General features: G+C 60.1%; 12 protein-coding genes and 1 other RNA gene. 4 read left to right on the top strand and 9 right to left on the bottom strand.

Translation table 11 applies throughout. The features are described 5' to 3' along the window. The first annotated feature begins 190 nt into the window (after positions 1 to 190). From hemN to ACCD00_RS21250, 3 genes are all read left to right on the top strand, one after another. The gene (gene hemN / locus ACCD00_RS21260; protein ID WP_413427391.1) at positions 191 to 1,573 is read left to right on the top strand and encodes an oxygen-independent coproporphyrinogen III oxidase; all 1,383 of its coding nucleotides are present in this window, start codon (positions 191 to 193) and stop codon (positions 1,571 to 1,573) included. A 93-nt stretch (positions 1,574 to 1,666) separates the two neighbouring features. Beyond that, positions 1,667 to 2,401, top strand: coding sequence for a fumarate/nitrate reduction transcriptional regulator Fnr (gene fnr / locus ACCD00_RS21255; RefSeq protein ID WP_007995802.1), 735 nt, complete (start codon positions 1,667 to 1,669; stop codon positions 2,399 to 2,401). Positions 2,402 to 2,481: 80 nt separating this feature from the next. After that, the gene (locus tag ACCD00_RS21250) at positions 2,482 to 3,030 is read left to right on the top strand and encodes an adenine phosphoribosyltransferase (protein ID WP_007985920.1); all 549 of its coding nucleotides are present in this window, start codon (positions 2,482 to 2,484) and stop codon (positions 3,028 to 3,030) included. 142 nt (positions 3,031 to 3,172) lie between these two features. Here the strand turns inward: ACCD00_RS21250 and ACCD00_RS21245 are convergent, their stop codons facing one another. The 5 genes from ACCD00_RS21245 to dnaX all read right to left on the bottom strand — a co-directional run bounded on the left by ACCD00_RS21245 (position 3,173) and on the right by dnaX (position 8,998). After that, complete coding sequence (locus ACCD00_RS21245) at positions 3,173 to 4,321, bottom strand: acyl-CoA dehydrogenase family protein (protein ID WP_413427390.1); 1,149 nt, start codon at positions 4,319 to 4,321, stop codon at positions 3,173 to 3,175. A gap of 197 nt (positions 4,322 to 4,518) precedes the next feature. Beyond that, positions 4,519 to 5,121 (bottom strand): recombination mediator RecR, encoded by a 603-nt coding sequence (gene recR / locus ACCD00_RS21240; protein WP_057715679.1) that lies wholly within the window; start codon positions 5,119 to 5,121, stop codon positions 4,519 to 4,521. Positions 5,122 to 5,200: 79 nt separating this feature from the next. Further along, on the bottom strand, positions 5,201 to 6,235 hold the full coding sequence (locus tag ACCD00_RS21235) for an NADP-dependent oxidoreductase (protein ID WP_413427389.1): 1,035 nt from the start codon (positions 6,233 to 6,235) through the stop codon (positions 5,201 to 5,203). A gap of 275 nt (positions 6,236 to 6,510) precedes the next feature. Continuing rightward, the gene (locus ACCD00_RS21230; protein ID WP_007985911.1) at positions 6,511 to 6,849 is read right to left on the bottom strand and encodes a YbaB/EbfC family nucleoid-associated protein; all 339 of its coding nucleotides are present in this window, start codon (positions 6,847 to 6,849) and stop codon (positions 6,511 to 6,513) included. A gap of 67 nt (positions 6,850 to 6,916) precedes the next feature. After that, positions 6,917 to 8,998, bottom strand: coding sequence for a DNA polymerase III subunit gamma/tau (gene dnaX, locus ACCD00_RS21225; RefSeq protein ID WP_413427388.1), 2,082 nt, complete (start codon positions 8,996 to 8,998; stop codon positions 6,917 to 6,919). Positions 8,999 to 9,121: 123 nt separating this feature from the next. On the opposite strand from dnaX, the gene ACCD00_RS21220 reads away from it, so the two are divergent. After that, complete coding sequence (locus ACCD00_RS21220) at positions 9,122 to 9,919, top strand: substrate-binding periplasmic protein (RefSeq protein WP_413427387.1); 798 nt, start codon at positions 9,122 to 9,124, stop codon at positions 9,917 to 9,919. A 95-nt stretch (positions 9,920 to 10,014) separates the two neighbouring features. Here ACCD00_RS21220 and ACCD00_RS21215 read toward each other — a convergent pair whose 3' ends face one another. The 4 genes from ACCD00_RS21215 to ligA form a co-directional block, all read right to left on the bottom strand. Next, the gene (locus ACCD00_RS21215) at positions 10,015 to 10,635 is read right to left on the bottom strand and encodes a methyltransferase family protein (RefSeq protein ID WP_413427386.1); all 621 of its coding nucleotides are present in this window, start codon (positions 10,633 to 10,635) and stop codon (positions 10,015 to 10,017) included. Between the two features lie 674 nt (positions 10,636 to 11,309). Continuing rightward, positions 11,310 to 11,406, bottom strand: an RNA gene (gene ffs, locus ACCD00_RS21210) — signal recognition particle sRNA small type. 110 nt (positions 11,407 to 11,516) lie between these two features. Then, positions 11,517 to 12,683 (bottom strand): putative zinc-binding metallopeptidase, encoded by a 1,167-nt coding sequence (locus ACCD00_RS21205; RefSeq protein WP_413427385.1) that lies wholly within the window; start codon positions 12,681 to 12,683, stop codon positions 11,517 to 11,519. 171 nt (positions 12,684 to 12,854) lie between these two features. After that, positions 12,855 to 15,212 (bottom strand): NAD-dependent DNA ligase LigA, encoded by a 2,358-nt coding sequence (gene ligA, locus ACCD00_RS21200; RefSeq protein ID WP_413427384.1) that lies wholly within the window; start codon positions 15,210 to 15,212, stop codon positions 12,855 to 12,857. Between the last annotated feature and the right edge of the window lie 39 nt (positions 15,213 to 15,251).

Genomic DNA, 15,251 nt, shown 5'->3' with positions numbered 1-15,251 from the left:
GGGCTTTCGCGGGGGGGCCCCCCCCGCCCCCCCCCCCCCGCCCCCCCCCCCGGGGGGGGGGGGGGCGCCCCCGCTAAGAGGCCGGTACAGGTACCACAATTCTTGACCCTTGATGCAAATCAAGATCCCCCGCCCCGCCCTCGCATAAAGTGGCCGACACTGCCAGCCTATCCGGGGGAATGCCCGCATGATGCTCGACGCCATTCGTTGGGACACCGATCTGATCCGCCGTTATGACCTGGCGGGACCACGCTACACCTCGTACCCGACCGCCGTGCAATTCAACAGCCAGGTCGGCACCTTCGACCTGTTTCACGCCCTGCGCGACAGCCGCAAGGCCCAACGCCCGCTGTCGCTGTACGTGCACGTGCCGTTCTGCGCGAACATTTGCTATTACTGCGCCTGCAACAAGGTGATCACCAAGGATCGCGGCCGGGCGCAGCCGTATTTGCGGCGCCTGGAACAGGAGATCCGCTTGATCGCCTGCCACCTCGACCCCACGCAGAAAGTCGAGCAACTGCACTTCGGTGGCGGCACGCCGACCTTTCTCAGCCATGACGAACTGCGCCAATTGATGGCGCACTTGCGCAAACACTTCAATTTGCTGGACGACGATTCCGGCGACTACGGCATCGAGATAGACCCGCGTGAGGCCGACTGGTCGACCATGGGCCTGCTGCGCGATCTGGGCTTCAATCGGGTCAGCATCGGCCTGCAAGACCTCGACCCGGCGGTCCAGCGCGCAGTCAATCGCCTGCAAAGCCTGGAAGAAACCCGCGCAGTGATCGACGCTGCCCGCACCTTGCAGTTTCGCTCGATCAACATCGACCTGATCTACGGCCTGCCGAGACAGACGCCGGAGAACTTCGCCCGCACCGTCGAAGAGGTCATCCGCCTGCAACCGGACAGATTATCGGTGTTCAACTACGCCCACCTGCCGGAACGCTTCATGCCGCAGCGGCGCATCAACAGCAATGAACTGCCGACACCCGCGCAGAAACTGGAAATGCTACAGCGCACCATTGAGCAGTTGATCAGCGCCGGCTACCGCTACATCGGCATGGACCACTTCGCCCTGCCCGACGATGAGCTGGCGATTGCCCAGGAAGAATCGACCCTGCAACGCAATTTCCAGGGCTACACCACCCATGGTCACTGCGACTTGATCGGTCTCGGCGTCTCGGCAATCAGCCAGATCGGCGACCTTTACTGCCAGAACAGCAGCGACCTGAACCACTATCAGAACGCCCTTGCATCAATGCAACTGGCCACCAGCCGCGGCCTGCTGTGCAATGCCGATGACCGGTTGCGGCGTGCGGTCATCCAGCAGTTGATCTGCCATTTCAGTCTCGAATACGCCGACATCGAACAGGCCTTCAACATCGATTTTCAAGGCTACTTCGGCGAACTCTGGCCCCAACTGCAAGACATGGCCAAAGACGGACTGATCGAGCTCGATCGCGACAGGATCACCATCCTGCCCGCCGGGCGACTGTTGGTGCGCTCGGTGTGCATGGTCTTCGACGCGTACCTGGAACAACACAGCCGGCAACGATTCTCACGGGTGATCTAGAGCACTGCGACAAAAGCGCCACAGGCTGGCCCCAATGTCCTCGGGTGAGTTACCCTTACGTCTTATGTGTGAATTCCCACAAGGATTGAAGAAATGTCCGAGCCAGTAAAACTGCGCGCTCATAATCAAGCCCATTGCAAGGATTGCAGCCTGGCCCCTCTTTGCCTGCCACTTTCGCTGAATCTGGAAGACATGGATGCACTGGACGAAATCGTCAAGCGCGGCCGACCGCTGAAAAAAGGTGAGTTTCTGTTTCGCCAGGGCGATACCTTCGATTCTGTCTACGCAGTCCGTTCTGGCGCCCTCAAGACCTTCAGCCTGAGCGACACCGGTGAAGAACAGCTCACCGGTTTCCACCTGCCCAGCGAACTGGTCGGTCTGTCGGGCATGGACACCGAAAAGCACCCGGTGTCGGCTCAAGCCCTGGAAACCACTTCGGTGTGTGAAATCCCCTTTGAACGCCTCGACGAACTGGCCCTGCAACTGCCGCAGTTGCGCCGTCAGTTGATGCGCGTGATGAGCCGCGAAATCCGTGACGACCAGCAGATGATGCTGCTGTTGTCGAAAAAGACCGCCGACGAACGCATCGCCACGTTCCTGGTCAACCTCTCGGCACGTTTTCGCGCCCGGGGTTTTTCCGCCAATCAGTTCCGCCTGAGCATGTCGCGTAACGAAATCGGCAACTACCTGGGCCTGGCGGTAGAGACCGTGTCCCGCGTCTTTACGCGCTTCCAGCAAAACGAATTGATCGCGGCAGAAGGCAAGGAAATCCGGATCATCGACCCGATCCAGCTTTGTGCCCTGGCCGGTGGCTCACTGGAAAGCTGAATCAAACCGTTGCGGCTGAGCGAAACGGTTCAGCCGCCGTTATACTTCGTCGTTTGCAGCCCTGCCAGGATTCTCCGACTATGGCCTTCGACTCCTTCGACATCAAATCCCTGATTCGCCCTGTCATCGACTTCCCGAAACCGGGTGTGATCTTTCGCGACATCACCCCGCTGTTCCAGTCGCCCACGGCCCTGCGCCTGGTGATGGACAGCTTCGCTCACCGTTACGTCGAGGCTGACTTCACCCATATCGGCGCGATGGATGCCCGTGGCTTCCTGATCGGTTCGGTACTGGCCTATCAGTTGAACAAGCCGCTGGTGCTGTTCCGCAAGCAAGGCAAGCTGCCGGCTGACGTGCTGGCCGAGGGCTATGCGACCGAATACGGCGAAGCCTTCCTGGAAGTGCACGCCGACAGCCTGTGCGAGGGGGATTCGGTGGTGATGTTCGATGACCTGATCGCGACCGGCGGCACCCTGATTGCCGCCGCAAACCTGATCCGCCGCATGGGCGCCCGGGTGCATGAAGCGGCGGCGATTATCGATCTGCCGGAACTGGGTGGCTCGCAGCGCCTGGAAGACATGGGCATTCCTACGTTCTGCCTGACCCAGTTTGCGTTGACTGACAAGTAATCTGGCGCCTGTACTGACGCCTTCGCGAGCAAGCCCGCTCCCACAGTGCATTGCATTGTTCCTGACAGTACGCGGTCAAGTGTGGGAGCGGGCTTGCTCCGGGCGGCGATCCGACGAATGGCGTCAGCCGCCACACCGCCGATTACAGCCCCATCTGCTTGCCGATGATCTCGTTCATCACTTCCCGCGTCCCGCCGCCAATCGACAGGATCCGGTTGTCGCGGTACAGCCGCTCCACCAGACTCTCGCGCATGTAACCCAGCCCACCGAGTATCTGCACCGCATCGGTGACGATCCGGTCTGCCGTATCGGTCGCAAAGTTCTTGGCCATGGAAATCTCCTTGATCACGCTCTGCCCCGCCGCCATTTTCGCGGCCTGGCGGTAAGTGAACTCCCGGGACACTTCCAGCCCGGTCGCCATCTCGGCGAGACGGTGCCTGATCACCTGAAACTTGCCGATCGGTTTGCCAAAGGCTTCACGCTGGCGTGCCCACTTCAGGCTCTCCTCCAGCGCCAGTTGTGCGGTCATGTTGGCCATCAATGCCAGGGCAAGGCGTTCACTCTGGAAATTGCCCATGATGCAGGCAAAGCCCATGTTCTCGGCGCCTATCAGATTTCCCGCGGGCACTCGGCAATCATCGAAGAACAGTTCCGCCGTGTCTGACGCCCACCAGCCCATTTTCTTCAGTTGCCGTCCTACGGTGAAACCGGGTGTGCCTTTCTCGATCAGCAACAGGCTAATGCCAGCGAAACCTGGCTCGCCGGTTCGCACCGCGACGGTATAAAAATCCGCGCGCACACCGCTGGTGATAAAGGTCTTGCTGCCACTGACCCGGTAAAAATCGCCCTCTCGCACGGCACGAGTCTGCAGGTTGGCGACGTCGGAGCCGCCACCGGGCTCGGTGATGGCCAGGGCGCTGATCTTTTCTCCCGACAGCACCTGCGGCAGCACACGATCACGCACTTCGGGCCGGGCCCACTTGAGAATGGGCGGCAAGCCGATATCCAGCGAACCCAGGCCGGCAACCAGGCCGCCCGAGCCGCAGCGCATCAACTCTTCACTGGCGGCAACCTTGGCGAACAGATCCCCTTCGTGGCTGCCGCCATAAACCTCCGGGTAACCGATGCCGAGAATCCCCGCCGCGCCGGCCTTGAGGTAGAGCTCGCGAGGAAAGCTTTCGGCTTCTTCCCACTGCTCGATATCAGGAAGAATCTCGCGCTCGACGAAACGTCTGACGCTGTCGCGGACCAATTGGTGGCTGGGGTCGAAGTATTCCTGAAAGGCAGGCATCGGCGAGCTCCACTGAAGGGGTCAGTGAAGTTAACCGAGCGCTTGCTTGGTTTTCAACAGGATTGTGTGAATCAGTGAAACCGAGGCGCGCCCTTCGCGAGCAAGCCCGCTCCCACAGGGGATTGCATTCCATATGTGGGAGCGGGCTTGCTCCGGGCGGCGATCCGACGAAGGCGCCAGAAAAGACACCACAAAACTCAGAGCGAAATCGGCTTGCGCCCGGCAAACGAATGCGCCAGTGTGCCGCCATCGACCAGTTCCAGCTCGCCACCGAGCGGCACGCCATGGGCGATACGCGAGGCGATCAGGCCTTTGCTGCTGAGCAATTGGGCGATGTAGTGCGCCGTGGCTTCACCTTCCACGGTCGGGTTGGTGGCCAGGATGACTTCGGTGAAAGTGCCGGCCTCTTCGATCCGTGCCATCAATTGCGGAATGCCGATGGCTTCCGGCCCCAGGCCGTCGAGCGGCGACAGATGGCCCTTGAGCACGAAATAGCGCCCGCGGAAACCGGTCTGCTCCACGGCATAGACGTCCATCGGGCCTTCCACCACGCAGAGCAAGGTGTCGTCGCGACGGGTATCGGCGCATTGCGGGCACAGATCATCTTCAGTCAGCGTACGGCACAAGCGGCAGTGACCGACCCCTTCCATGGCCTGGCTCAGGGCCAGAGCCAGTCGCGAGCCGCCGCTGCGGTCGCGTTCGAGCAACTGCAACGCCATGCGCTGGGCGGTTTTCTGACCCACGCCTGGCAAAATTCGCAGGGCGTCGATCAGTTGGCGAATCAAAGGGCTGAAGCTCATGGTGGAAAAGTCCGACAAAACAACGAGACGCGGTTTATACCCGCGCCTCGGTTAAGCGTCAAATTGCAGCGTCAATAACTCAGTCCCGGGAAACCTGAACCACCAGTTTGCCGAAGTTGCGCCCTTCCAGCATGCCGATGAACGCATCGGGAGCCTGCTCCAGGCCATGGACCACATCTTCGCGGAATTTCACTTTGCCATCGCGCACCCAGGGCGCCATGGCACTGAGGAATTCCGGCTGGCGATCACCATAGTCATCGAACACGATGAAGCCCTGGATGCGCACCCGCTTGGTCAACAAGGTGCGCTGCAACAGCGGCAGGCGATCCGGCCCGCTCGGCGCTTCATAGGCGTTATAGGAGGCAATCAGGCCGCACAGTGGAATCCGCGCCTTGGGATTGAGCAACGGCACCACGGCGTCGAACACTTTGCCGCCGACGTTTTCATAATAAATGTCGATGCCTTTGGGACAGGCGTGTGCCAGTTCTTCAGCAAAATCGGGGCTCTTGTGGTCGATGCAGGCGTCGAAACCCAATTCATCGACCACATACCGGCACTTGTCCGCGCCGCCGGCCACGCCGACCACACGCAGTCCCTTGATTTTCGCCACCTGGCCGACCACCGAACCCACCGCGCCGGACGCCGCTGCAACCACCAGGGTCTCGCCGGCCTTGGGCTGGCCGATGTCCATCAGTCCCATGTACGCGGTCATGCCCGGCATCCCCAACACCCCAAGGGCCATCGACGCACTTGGCAATCCCGAGGGCACCGGGATGATGCTGCGTCCGTCATTGATGCTGTGGCTTTGCCAACCGGTGGCACCGACCACGAGATCACCTTCCTGAAACTTCGGATTGAGCGATCGCTCGACCCGGCTGACAGCACCCCCGGTCATGACTTCGCCGATTTCCACCGGTGCAGCGTAGGAAGGTGCGTCACTCATGCGTCCGCGCATGTAGGGATCCAGCGACAGGAAAACGGTCTTGAGCAGCACCTGACCGTCGGCCAGATCCGGCAGCGGTACCCGCTCCATTCGGAAGTTTTCCGGCGTTGGCGCGCCTACCGGGCGAGAAGCCAGGACAATACGTTGATTGAGGGTCATGGGGTCGGACATGGCAGCGTCTCCTGTAATCGATGAGGTTCGGTGATATAGGGAGCAGACCTTTGTGGTGGTTTGGCGTTCGATGTTTATTCAGCAAGACCGAGGCGACTTCTTCGCGAGCAAGCCCGCTCCCACATTTGGAATGCAATCCCCTGTGGGAGCGGGCTTGCTCCGGGCGGCGATCCGACGATGGCGGCATGTCAGCCACACATATCTGTCAGCCAGAAACAAAAATGCCAGGCGCAATGCCTGGCATTTTTGTAGCTCATCTGCCGCCTGAAGGCGAATCAGAATGGCAGTTTCATGCCCGGCGGCAGTTGCATGCCGGCAGTCATGCTGCCCATTTTTTCCTGGCTGTTGGCTTCGATCTTGCGCACGGCGTCGTTGACGGCGGCAGCGACGACCGCTTCGAGCATTTCCTTGTCGTCCTCGCTCAGGCCTTCAACCAGGCTTGGGTCGATGGTGACGCTCTTGACGTCATGGCGACCGGTCATCACCACGGTGACCATATCGCCACCGGCCTTACCGGTGACTTCGGCGTTGGCCAGTTCTTCCTGCATCTTGGCCATTTTTTCCTGCATCTGCTGCGCCTGCTTCATCAGGCCGGCCATGCCACCTTTCATCATGGTAATCACCTCAAAAGTACTTGGATCAAAACAGCGCCCGGCCCATGCGGCCGAGCACCTTCAGTTATTAGCCCTGAGTGACCAGGGCGTCGACAGGCTCAATAGTATCGTTACGGATCACCGCACCGAACTGCTGCATCATTTGCTGGATGAACGGATCACCGTGGATCGATTCCTCCGCCTCGCGCTGACGGTCGGCGCGGCGCCGAGAAGCCGCCTGTGCCGGAGTTTCCTGCTCGGGCTTGATCAGCTCGATGTTCAGGGTCAGCGTGCGCTGGTGATACTGGTTCAGCGCATCGTTGAGACGACGCTGCTGAGTGGCGTTGAACAAGGCACTGTGTGCCGGGTCCAGGTGCATCAGCCAATTGTCGCCATCCACCGCGATCAGCGTGCAGTTGGCGGCGATACTGCCGGTCATGCCGGAAATCGGCAATTTCGGGAACAGCTCCAGCCATTGCAGGGCCAGACCGGTGGCCGGCATTGCCGCGGGCTCAGGCTCGGGTTCCGGAGCCGGGTCAGCAGCATGCTCGCTGGCCAGTTCGTCGAGGTAACTGTAGGCCGAATCCATGTCCGGCTCGATGTAATCCTCGTCCAGCGGCGGCTCGTCATCCAGGTCCATGCCCGGCGTCGCGGCATCGACGTCGGCCACCGAAGGTTCCGGGATCGGCGCGGCAGCCCACTCAGGGGCGTCCGGCACCACGCTGTCCGGCGTCGGCAACGGCATCGGCGGTAATTCGGGTTGTTCGCTGGCGGTTTCCAGTACAGGCTCCACCGCCGGTTGCTGAACGGGCGCGGGCTCGACCGGGTCATTCCATGGCAGGTCGACAACCTCTTCAACCACCACCGCTTCAACCACAGGCGCAGGCGCAGGCTCTGGCACAACGACCGGCGCTTCCGGTTCCGGCGCAGGCGCTGGCGCCGCCACCGGCACAGCCGCTATCGGTGCTACGGCCGCAGCGACTACCGGCGCAACAACCGGCGCGGCAGCCACTGAATTTGCGGAATCAACTGTGGCCTGGCTGATCCCCACTGGCTTTAGCGGTTGCCTTGGGGCATCCGCGGTGTCTGCGGGCCGGAATGCCAGCATCCGCAGCAACACCATTTCAAAACCGCCCCGGGGATCCGGCGCCAGCGGCAAGTCGCGGCGGCCGATCAGGCCCATCTGGTAGTAGAACTGCACGTCTTCGGCCGGCAACGCCTGGGCCAGTGCCAGCACGCGATCACGGTCGCCATGACCGTTATCGACACCTTCCGGCAACGCCTGGGCGATGGCAACGCGGTGCAGCACATTGAGAATTTCCGAAAGCACGCCGTTCCAGTCCGGGCCCTGTTCGGCCAGGTGGCGGACGGCTTCGAGCAACGCCTTGGCATCGCCTTCGATCAGCGCATGCAGGACGTCGTAGACCTGCCCGTGATCGAGCGTCCCGAGCATCGCCCGCACGTCGGCCGCCAGGACCTTGCCTTCACCGAAGGCAATGGCCTGATCGGTCAGGCTCATGGCATCACGCATCGATCCGTCGGCGGCACGGCCCAGCAACCACAGCGCATCGTCTTCGAACGGTACGTTCTCGGCACCCAGCACGTGGGTCAAGTGCTCGACAACGCGTTCCGGCGTCATGTTCTTCAGGGAGAACTGCAGGCACCGCGACAGAATCGTTGCCGGAAGTTTCTGCGGATCAGTGGTCGCCAGGATGAACTTGACGTAGGGTGGCGGCTCCTCAAGGGTTTTGAGCAGCGCGTTGAACGAATGGCTGGAGAGCATGTGCACTTCGTCGATCAGGTAGACCTTGAAGCGCCCGCGGCTCGGGGCGTACTGCACGTTGTCGAGCAATTCGCGGGTATCTTCGACCTTGGTGCGGCTCGCGGCGTCGATTTCGATCAGGTCGACAAAGCGGCCTTCGTCGATTTCGCGGCACACCGAGCATTCACCGCAGGGGGTCGAAGTGATACCTGTTTCACAGTTCAGGCATTTGGCAATGATCCGCGCGATGGTGGTCTTGCCGACCCCACGGGTACCGGTAAAGAGGTAGGCGTGGTGCAGCCGCTGGCTGTCCAAGGCATTGATCAGAGCCTTGAGCACATGGGTCTGGCCGACCATTTCGCGGAACGAGCGCGGACGCCATTTACGTGCAAGAACCTGATAACTCATCGAAAACCGTCGCAGCGAAGGAAGCAGAAGCGGCTAATGCTAGCGGAGCAAGGCACAAATTGCATCCGGTGCGCTCGTGTATTCTGGCCAAGCTGCACATCGGGGGCTTTTAACGGAGTGTTTATGAGGCTGGCCATGGGGGCATTGCTGTTGATCAGCCTGGACGGAGCGGCCGCGCCAGCACCGCTGCGCTTCGTGATAAGCGACAGTTGGACCATGCCCATGGTGCAACTGGAACGGGGCAAACCGACCCAGGGCATCCTGTATGACGTGATGCTCAGTCTCGCGACCCAGGTCGGCTTACCGGCCGAATTCCATGTATTGCCCCGCGGGCGAGTGCAAAGCGCCATGGAGCAAGGCGAGGTCGATGTCCGCTGTTATGCCGCGCAATCGTGGCTGCCCCGGCAGTCCGGCGACTACATCTGGAGCATCCCGCTCTTTACCCAGCCCGACCTGTTGGTCGCCCGGCATGCGCAGCCCGACGCCGTGAACCCGGCAGATCTGCCAAACCAGTCCATCGGCACCGTGCTGAGCTACAGCTACCCGACCCTGCAACCGCTGTTCGACACCAACCAGTTGCATCGCGACGACGCACGCAGCCAGGAACAGGTGCTGGAAAAACTCCTCGCCGGCCGCAACCGCTATGCAGTCAGCAATCAATGGAGCCTGGACTGGTTCAACCAGCGCCTGCTGCCGGAACAACAACTGCACAGTGTGGCGGTGCTGCAGGAGCAGAATATCGGCTGCTACGTACGCAACGACCCGCAAGTGCCGGTGGAGCGCATTCTGCGCACACTGGTGCGGATGAAGATGTCCGGGGAGATCGATGAGACTGTTCGGTTGTATATCGGTGGCGAGCCTGTGGCTGTGGATAAATCGGAAACGACAAAAAACCGCCCCGGACAAGATCCTGGCAACTAGCCAAAGGGTGTTTTCAGAAAGATAACGCGAGAGAACACTCGCCTGGCGTTAAGGTGGCAACCCCACATGTAAGCGTGCCAGTCAACACCCGGAAACTAAAATATGAATGGAACAAGCCGAAAACGAACACCCTGCATATACTCTCGATATAATGGATCAAGAGAAAGATGCGCTTCCTCTCGAAATATTCGCGCGACCAGAAAACCGATAGTTGCTGCATAGATCGTTACATTCGCCAGCGATGTATTTTCCAACACATAGCCCGTAAACGTCAGGCAATAACTGGCATAGATAGGATGACGCACCACGCGATACATCCATGCAGTCTTGATAACCCGCTTCGCTGCAACGATCGCAAAGCTGCGGTTTAGAGAAAGTACACCCAGCACCTGAATGACCGTTCCCACAACAATCAGAAAACTCGCCCACGGAAGTACTCCCCAAGCCTCCGGCCGGAAAAATAATGGGGCAAACGTCCCACCTGCCGCCATCAACCAGTCGAGCGGAATGACCGAAACCGTCTTTGGCTCGCTTCGAAAAATGTACAAAACTGCTGTCAGCGTCTCGGCCAGACAGAACAAAAGCATGGTCAGTTCATGCGTTTCCTGAAATCGGACCAGATGAGCATAAGCAAAAACACTCCACACCCCCGCCAGGATAACTCCGCTATAAAATCCGACCCATCTCGACTGCAGCACTGTAGACAATGAACTCATGCCAGACACTCCCGCCCGAAAAGCAACCAAAATCCGTTTTGAGGTGCCTTGATTTGCACCCCCTTACCCACTGACATTGTCGACACTGCGATTACGTCACCACTGTTCATCACAGCCTAGCTAAAAATCAGACCTCAAGCCTCCACCTTGAAAACACTCTAATGGCAAGACTGAAGTCCGTCCCCGCCCGACTCAGCGACAAGTCAAAACTCCGACACTTTCACGATTCCTTTCAAAACGCACGCCTGCCTTAATGCCTTGAAACTATCGTTCCTTACAAATTGATAGAACTAAGCATTTACCCATAATAACCAATAGGACCAGATATCAATCCGTGCAAATATCGAATCTTCATAACAACATGGCCAACTATTCGATTTGCCTATGGCGATGACTCCGGTAAACCCAAAAAATCAACGGAAGATTGCCCCTGATCGGACCAGGACACGTAGCCAATGGAGTGTGGAGTGTTTGCCAACCTGGGCCAGCAGCGAGAAGGTGTGCAAAGATGCCACAGCAAGGCAATTGGAGAGCGCAGTAAGGTTTTGAAGAGTGCAAACGTAAAGCCTGCACGCTCGCATGGCGCACCACTTTGGCGTACCAGAACGCAGTCACACTTCGAGATTTTTACTGACAAATCCTTGTAGACTCAAGGATTTAGAGATAGGTGGCGACCCCACCAGCCACACCCCGGCACACAATGTCACCGCTGCGGCTGCTCCCTTCCAGGCCTGACCGGGTTCACGGCTGATCGTTGCGGGGGGACCGATGGGGTCACCATAACGACGCTCACCTGACGGCGAGCCGCGCCATTGTACCTATCTGAGGCGAAGTTACAACCGTTGGTTAGGATTAAAAATATGAGGGGGTTCAAGCACTTGCTATTGCGCCTGAAGCACCTCGTCCGCCCTGCCGCCCTCCTGCTGAATCACCAGGTGGATAAAGTGCAGCCTGGCGATCACCGCAGGCGGCAGGACGAACGGATAGAAATCCGGCTGCCCCATGCTGCGTGACAGTTCATTGAGCATGCCGGCCAGTTCGATCCACGCATTGACGAATGACAGAAAAGCCCCGCCACCTGGATGCTGCGGATCGTAGAGGGTTTCAGGCGGAAACGGCTGATAGTCGAATTCCAGTTCCCGAGCGCTCATGCCAAAGCCCAGCGCGGTGTCCACGGCATCCATCATGTGCAGGTAATGCGCCCAGGTTTCCGCCCAGTCTTCCCACGGGTGCATGGTCGCGTAGGCGCTGACGTAGTGCTGTTGCCAGTCGGGCGGCGCACCCTGCTGATAATGTCGCTCAATGGCTTCGGCATAGCTGGCGCGCTCATCGCCGAACAACCGGCGAAAAGGCTCCAGCCAATGGCTGCTGGCAATCAAGCGGTCCCAGTAGTAATGCCCGACCTCGTGACGAAAATGCCCGAGCAGCGTGCGATAGGGTTCGTGCAAATGCACTCGCATCTGCTCGCGGTGCGCGTCGTCGGCTTCCTTGATATCGAGGGTGATCAAGCCATTGGCATGCCCCGTGGTGGGCGGTTTGCCTTCGAGGTCCATGCCGATGAAATCGAAGGCAAGACCAGCCTCTTCATCGACTGTCCTGGGAAGCACCTGCAACCCCAGGCTGACCAGTTGCGCGACCAGACGCCGCTTGGCGGTTTCCACCTTGCGCCAGCGCTCGTGATTCTCGGTTATCGACAGATCAGGAATGGTGCGATTGAGACTGCAGGCAACGCACAAGACTTCATGGTCATTGGCAGGCAGCAACCAATTACAGGCCGCCGGGGAATCGAGGTTGGCGCAACGTCGAAACAGGCCAGCCTCCAGATCGACATCAAGCAGCCAGGTGCCCGCTTGCGCACCCGGCTGCAGTGAGGACAAGCGACTCTGCTCCGGCTGATAACCCAACGCCGCCGAACAGGCCAGGCACTGGCTGTTGCGAAAAAACAGCGACTGCCCGCAACGACACGGCCACACCTTGCTGTTGCGCGAACTTTCACCCATGAACGGCGCGGTGATGCGCGAGCTGAGCTGTTCGAAGAAACGGTACATGGCGATCTCTCCCTGGGCTTGCCAAGACTAGATCATTTCCCAAGGAGGATCGTTCCCAGGTCGAACGCACCCCCTGTAGGAGCAAGCCTGCTCGCGATGGAGTGTCAGTCGACATCAATGCGCCTGATCCACCATCGCGAGCAGGCTCGCTCCTACAGGTTGAATTGCTGCTCAATCTACCTTGCCGTACCCGCGCAATGTTTCAACAAACGCCTCTTCATCCAGCACTTTCAAGCCCAGCTCATTAGCCTTGGTCAACTTGGAGCCCGCGCCGGGTCCAGCCACCACGCAATGGGTCTTGGCCGACACGGAGCCGGCGACCTTGGCCCCCAGGCTTTCGAGCTTGTCCTTGGCCACATCGCGGCTCATCAGCTCCAGGGAGCCGGTCAGCACCCAGGTCTGCCCGGCCAGCGGCAAGCCTTCGACAACCTTCTTCTCGCTCTGCCAGTGCATGCCGAAATCGACCAGTTGCTTCTCGGCCGCTTCGGCCAATTGGCGATTTTCTTCGAGCGCAAAGAACTCGCGCACCGAATTGGCTTGTTTCTCCGGTAGCGCCTGACGCATGTCGAGCCAGTCAGCGCCGATCACCGCCTGCAACGAGCCGAACTTGTCCGCCAGTTTCTGCGCCCCTCCCGGACCGACCGACGGAATATGCAGCTTGTCGAGGAAACCGCCCAATGTCGTACTTGCGGCAAACTCGGCACCCAACTCGCCCTGATCCTGAATCTGCATGCCATGCTTGAGCAAATCGGCGATCACCTGCTGGTTGTGCGCGTCCTCGAAGAAGCTGTGGATCTCGTACGCGACTTCCAGCCCGACGTCCGGCAAGTACGTCAGCACCTGTGGCAAGGCCTGTTGCACCCGCTCCAGCGAACCCAGGGAGCGGGCCAGCACCTTGGCCGTCTCCTCGCCGACATCGGGAATGCCGAGGGCGTAGATGAACCGTGCCAGGCCTGGCTTCTTGCTGTCTTCGATGGCGCCGAGCAGGTTCTTGCTCGACAGCTCGGCAAAGCCTTCCAGATCGACGATCTGCTCGAACGTCAGGGCGTACAGATCGGCCGGCGAACTCACCAGGCCTTCGTCCACCAGTTGCTCGACACTCTTCTCACCCAGGCCCTCGATGTCCATGGCGCGCCGGGACACGAAGTGAATGATTGCCTGTTTGAGTTGCGCGCCACAGGCCAGGCGGCCGACGCAGCGATACACCGCGCCTTCGCTGACCGTCTCGCGGCCCTTGCTGCGCTTGATCAGTTGCGTGCGTTCGACATGGGAACCGCACACCGGGCACTGCTCGGGAATCTGCACCGGCCGGGCGCTTTCCGGACGACGCTCCATGACCACTTGCACCACTTGCGGAATCACGTCACCCGCACGACGGATGATCACCGTGTCACCGATCATCAGGCCCAGGCGCGCCACTTCATCCATGTTGTGCAGCGTGGCGTTGGCCACCGTGACACCGGCGACCTTGACCGGTTTCAGACGCGCCACCGGCGTCACCGCACCGGTTCGGCCGACCTGGAACTCCACATCGAGCAGTTCGGTGAGTTCTTCCATCGCCGGGAATTTGTGGGCGATGGCCCAACGCGGCTCACGGGCGCGAAAACCCAGTTCGCGCTGGGAGGCAATGCTGTTGACCTTGAACACCACACCGTCGATTTCATAAGGTAGCGCGCTGCGCCGCTCACCGATGTCGCGGTAGTAATCCAGACATTCGGCGATACCCTGCGCCAGCTTCAGCTCATGACTGATCGGCATGCCCCAGGCCTGGAGTTGCTGCAAATTGCCGGCGTGCGTGTCGGCAATGTCCGCCGACACCTGGCCGATGCCATAGCAGCAGAATTCCAGCGGACGATTGGCGGTGATCTTCGAATCCAGCTGGCGCAAACTGCCTGCCGCCGCGTTGCGCGGGTTGGCGAAGGTCTTGCCGCCGACTTCCAGCTGCGTGGCATTGAGCCGCTCGAAACCGGCCTTGGACATGAACACTTCGCCACGCACTTCCAGGGTCGCCGGCCAGCCAGTGCCGTGCAGCTTGAGCGGAATATTGCGTACCGTGCGCACGTTGACGCTGATGTCTTCGCCAGTCGTGCCATCACCGCGGGTCGCGCCGCGCACCAGGATGCCATCCTGATACAGCAGGCTGACGGCCAGGCCATCGAGCTTGGGTTCACAGCTATATTCAACGGTTGCGCCGCCACCGAACAGGTCGCCCGCCGGCAAATCCAGGCCTTCGGTCACCCGACGGTCGAACTCACGCATGTCGGTTTCTTCGAAGGCGTTGCCGAGGCTGAGCATCGGTACTTCGTGGCGCACCTGGGTAAACGCCGACAGCGCCGCGCTGCCCACTCGCTGGGTGGGCGAGTCGCTGGTGATCAGTTCGGGATTGGCCGCTTCCAGCGCCTTGAGCTCGTTGAACAAGCGGTCGTATTCGGCGTCCGGAATGCTCGGCTCGTCGAGCACATGGTAACGATAGTTGTGCTGATCCAGCTCAGCGCGCAGCTCTAAAATACGGTTCTTGGCGGCGGTCATGGGTGTTCTCTCATAAAGCAAAAGAGCAGCCGAAGCTGC

Source organism: Pseudomonas sp. Pseusp3 (assembly GCF_047304225.1).
GTDB classification, from domain to species: Bacteria; Pseudomonadota; Gammaproteobacteria; order Pseudomonadales; family Pseudomonadaceae; genus Aquipseudomonas; species Aquipseudomonas fluorescens_CD.
The sequence above is the reverse complement of the archived record's forward strand: the minus strand, read 5'-3'. Positions and strand labels throughout refer to the sequence as shown.

Coding starts and splice junctions, on each gene's coding strand:
- hemN (WP_413427391.1), top strand. CDS start 191: ATGCTCGACGCCATTCGTTGGGACACCGATCTGATCCGCCGTTATGAC.
- fnr (WP_007995802.1), top strand. CDS start 1,667: ATGTCCGAGCCAGTAAAACTGCGCGCTCATAATCAAGCCCATTGCAAG.
- ACCD00_RS21250 (WP_007985920.1), top strand. CDS start 2,482: ATGGCCTTCGACTCCTTCGACATCAAATCCCTGATTCGCCCTGTCATC.
- ACCD00_RS21245 (WP_413427390.1), bottom strand. CDS start 4,321: ATGCCTGCCTTTCAGGAATACTTCGACCCCAGCCACCAATTGGTCCGC.
- recR (WP_057715679.1), bottom strand. CDS start 5,121: ATGAGCTTCAGCCCTTTGATTCGCCAACTGATCGACGCCCTGCGAATT.
- ACCD00_RS21235 (WP_413427389.1), bottom strand. CDS start 6,235: ATGTCCGACCCCATGACCCTCAATCAACGTATTGTCCTGGCTTCTCGC.
- ACCD00_RS21230 (WP_007985911.1), bottom strand. CDS start 6,849: ATGATGAAAGGTGGCATGGCCGGCCTGATGAAGCAGGCGCAGCAGATG.
- dnaX (WP_413427388.1), bottom strand. CDS start 8,998: ATGAGTTATCAGGTTCTTGCACGTAAATGGCGTCCGCGCTCGTTCCGC.
- ACCD00_RS21220 (WP_413427387.1), top strand. CDS start 9,122: ATGAGGCTGGCCATGGGGGCATTGCTGTTGATCAGCCTGGACGGAGCG.
- ACCD00_RS21215 (WP_413427386.1), bottom strand. CDS start 10,635: ATGAGTTCATTGTCTACAGTGCTGCAGTCGAGATGGGTCGGATTTTAT.
- ACCD00_RS21205 (WP_413427385.1), bottom strand. CDS start 12,683: ATGTACCGTTTCTTCGAACAGCTCAGCTCGCGCATCACCGCGCCGTTC.
- ligA (WP_413427384.1), bottom strand. CDS start 15,212: ATGACCGCCGCCAAGAACCGTATTTTAGAGCTGCGCGCTGAGCTGGAT.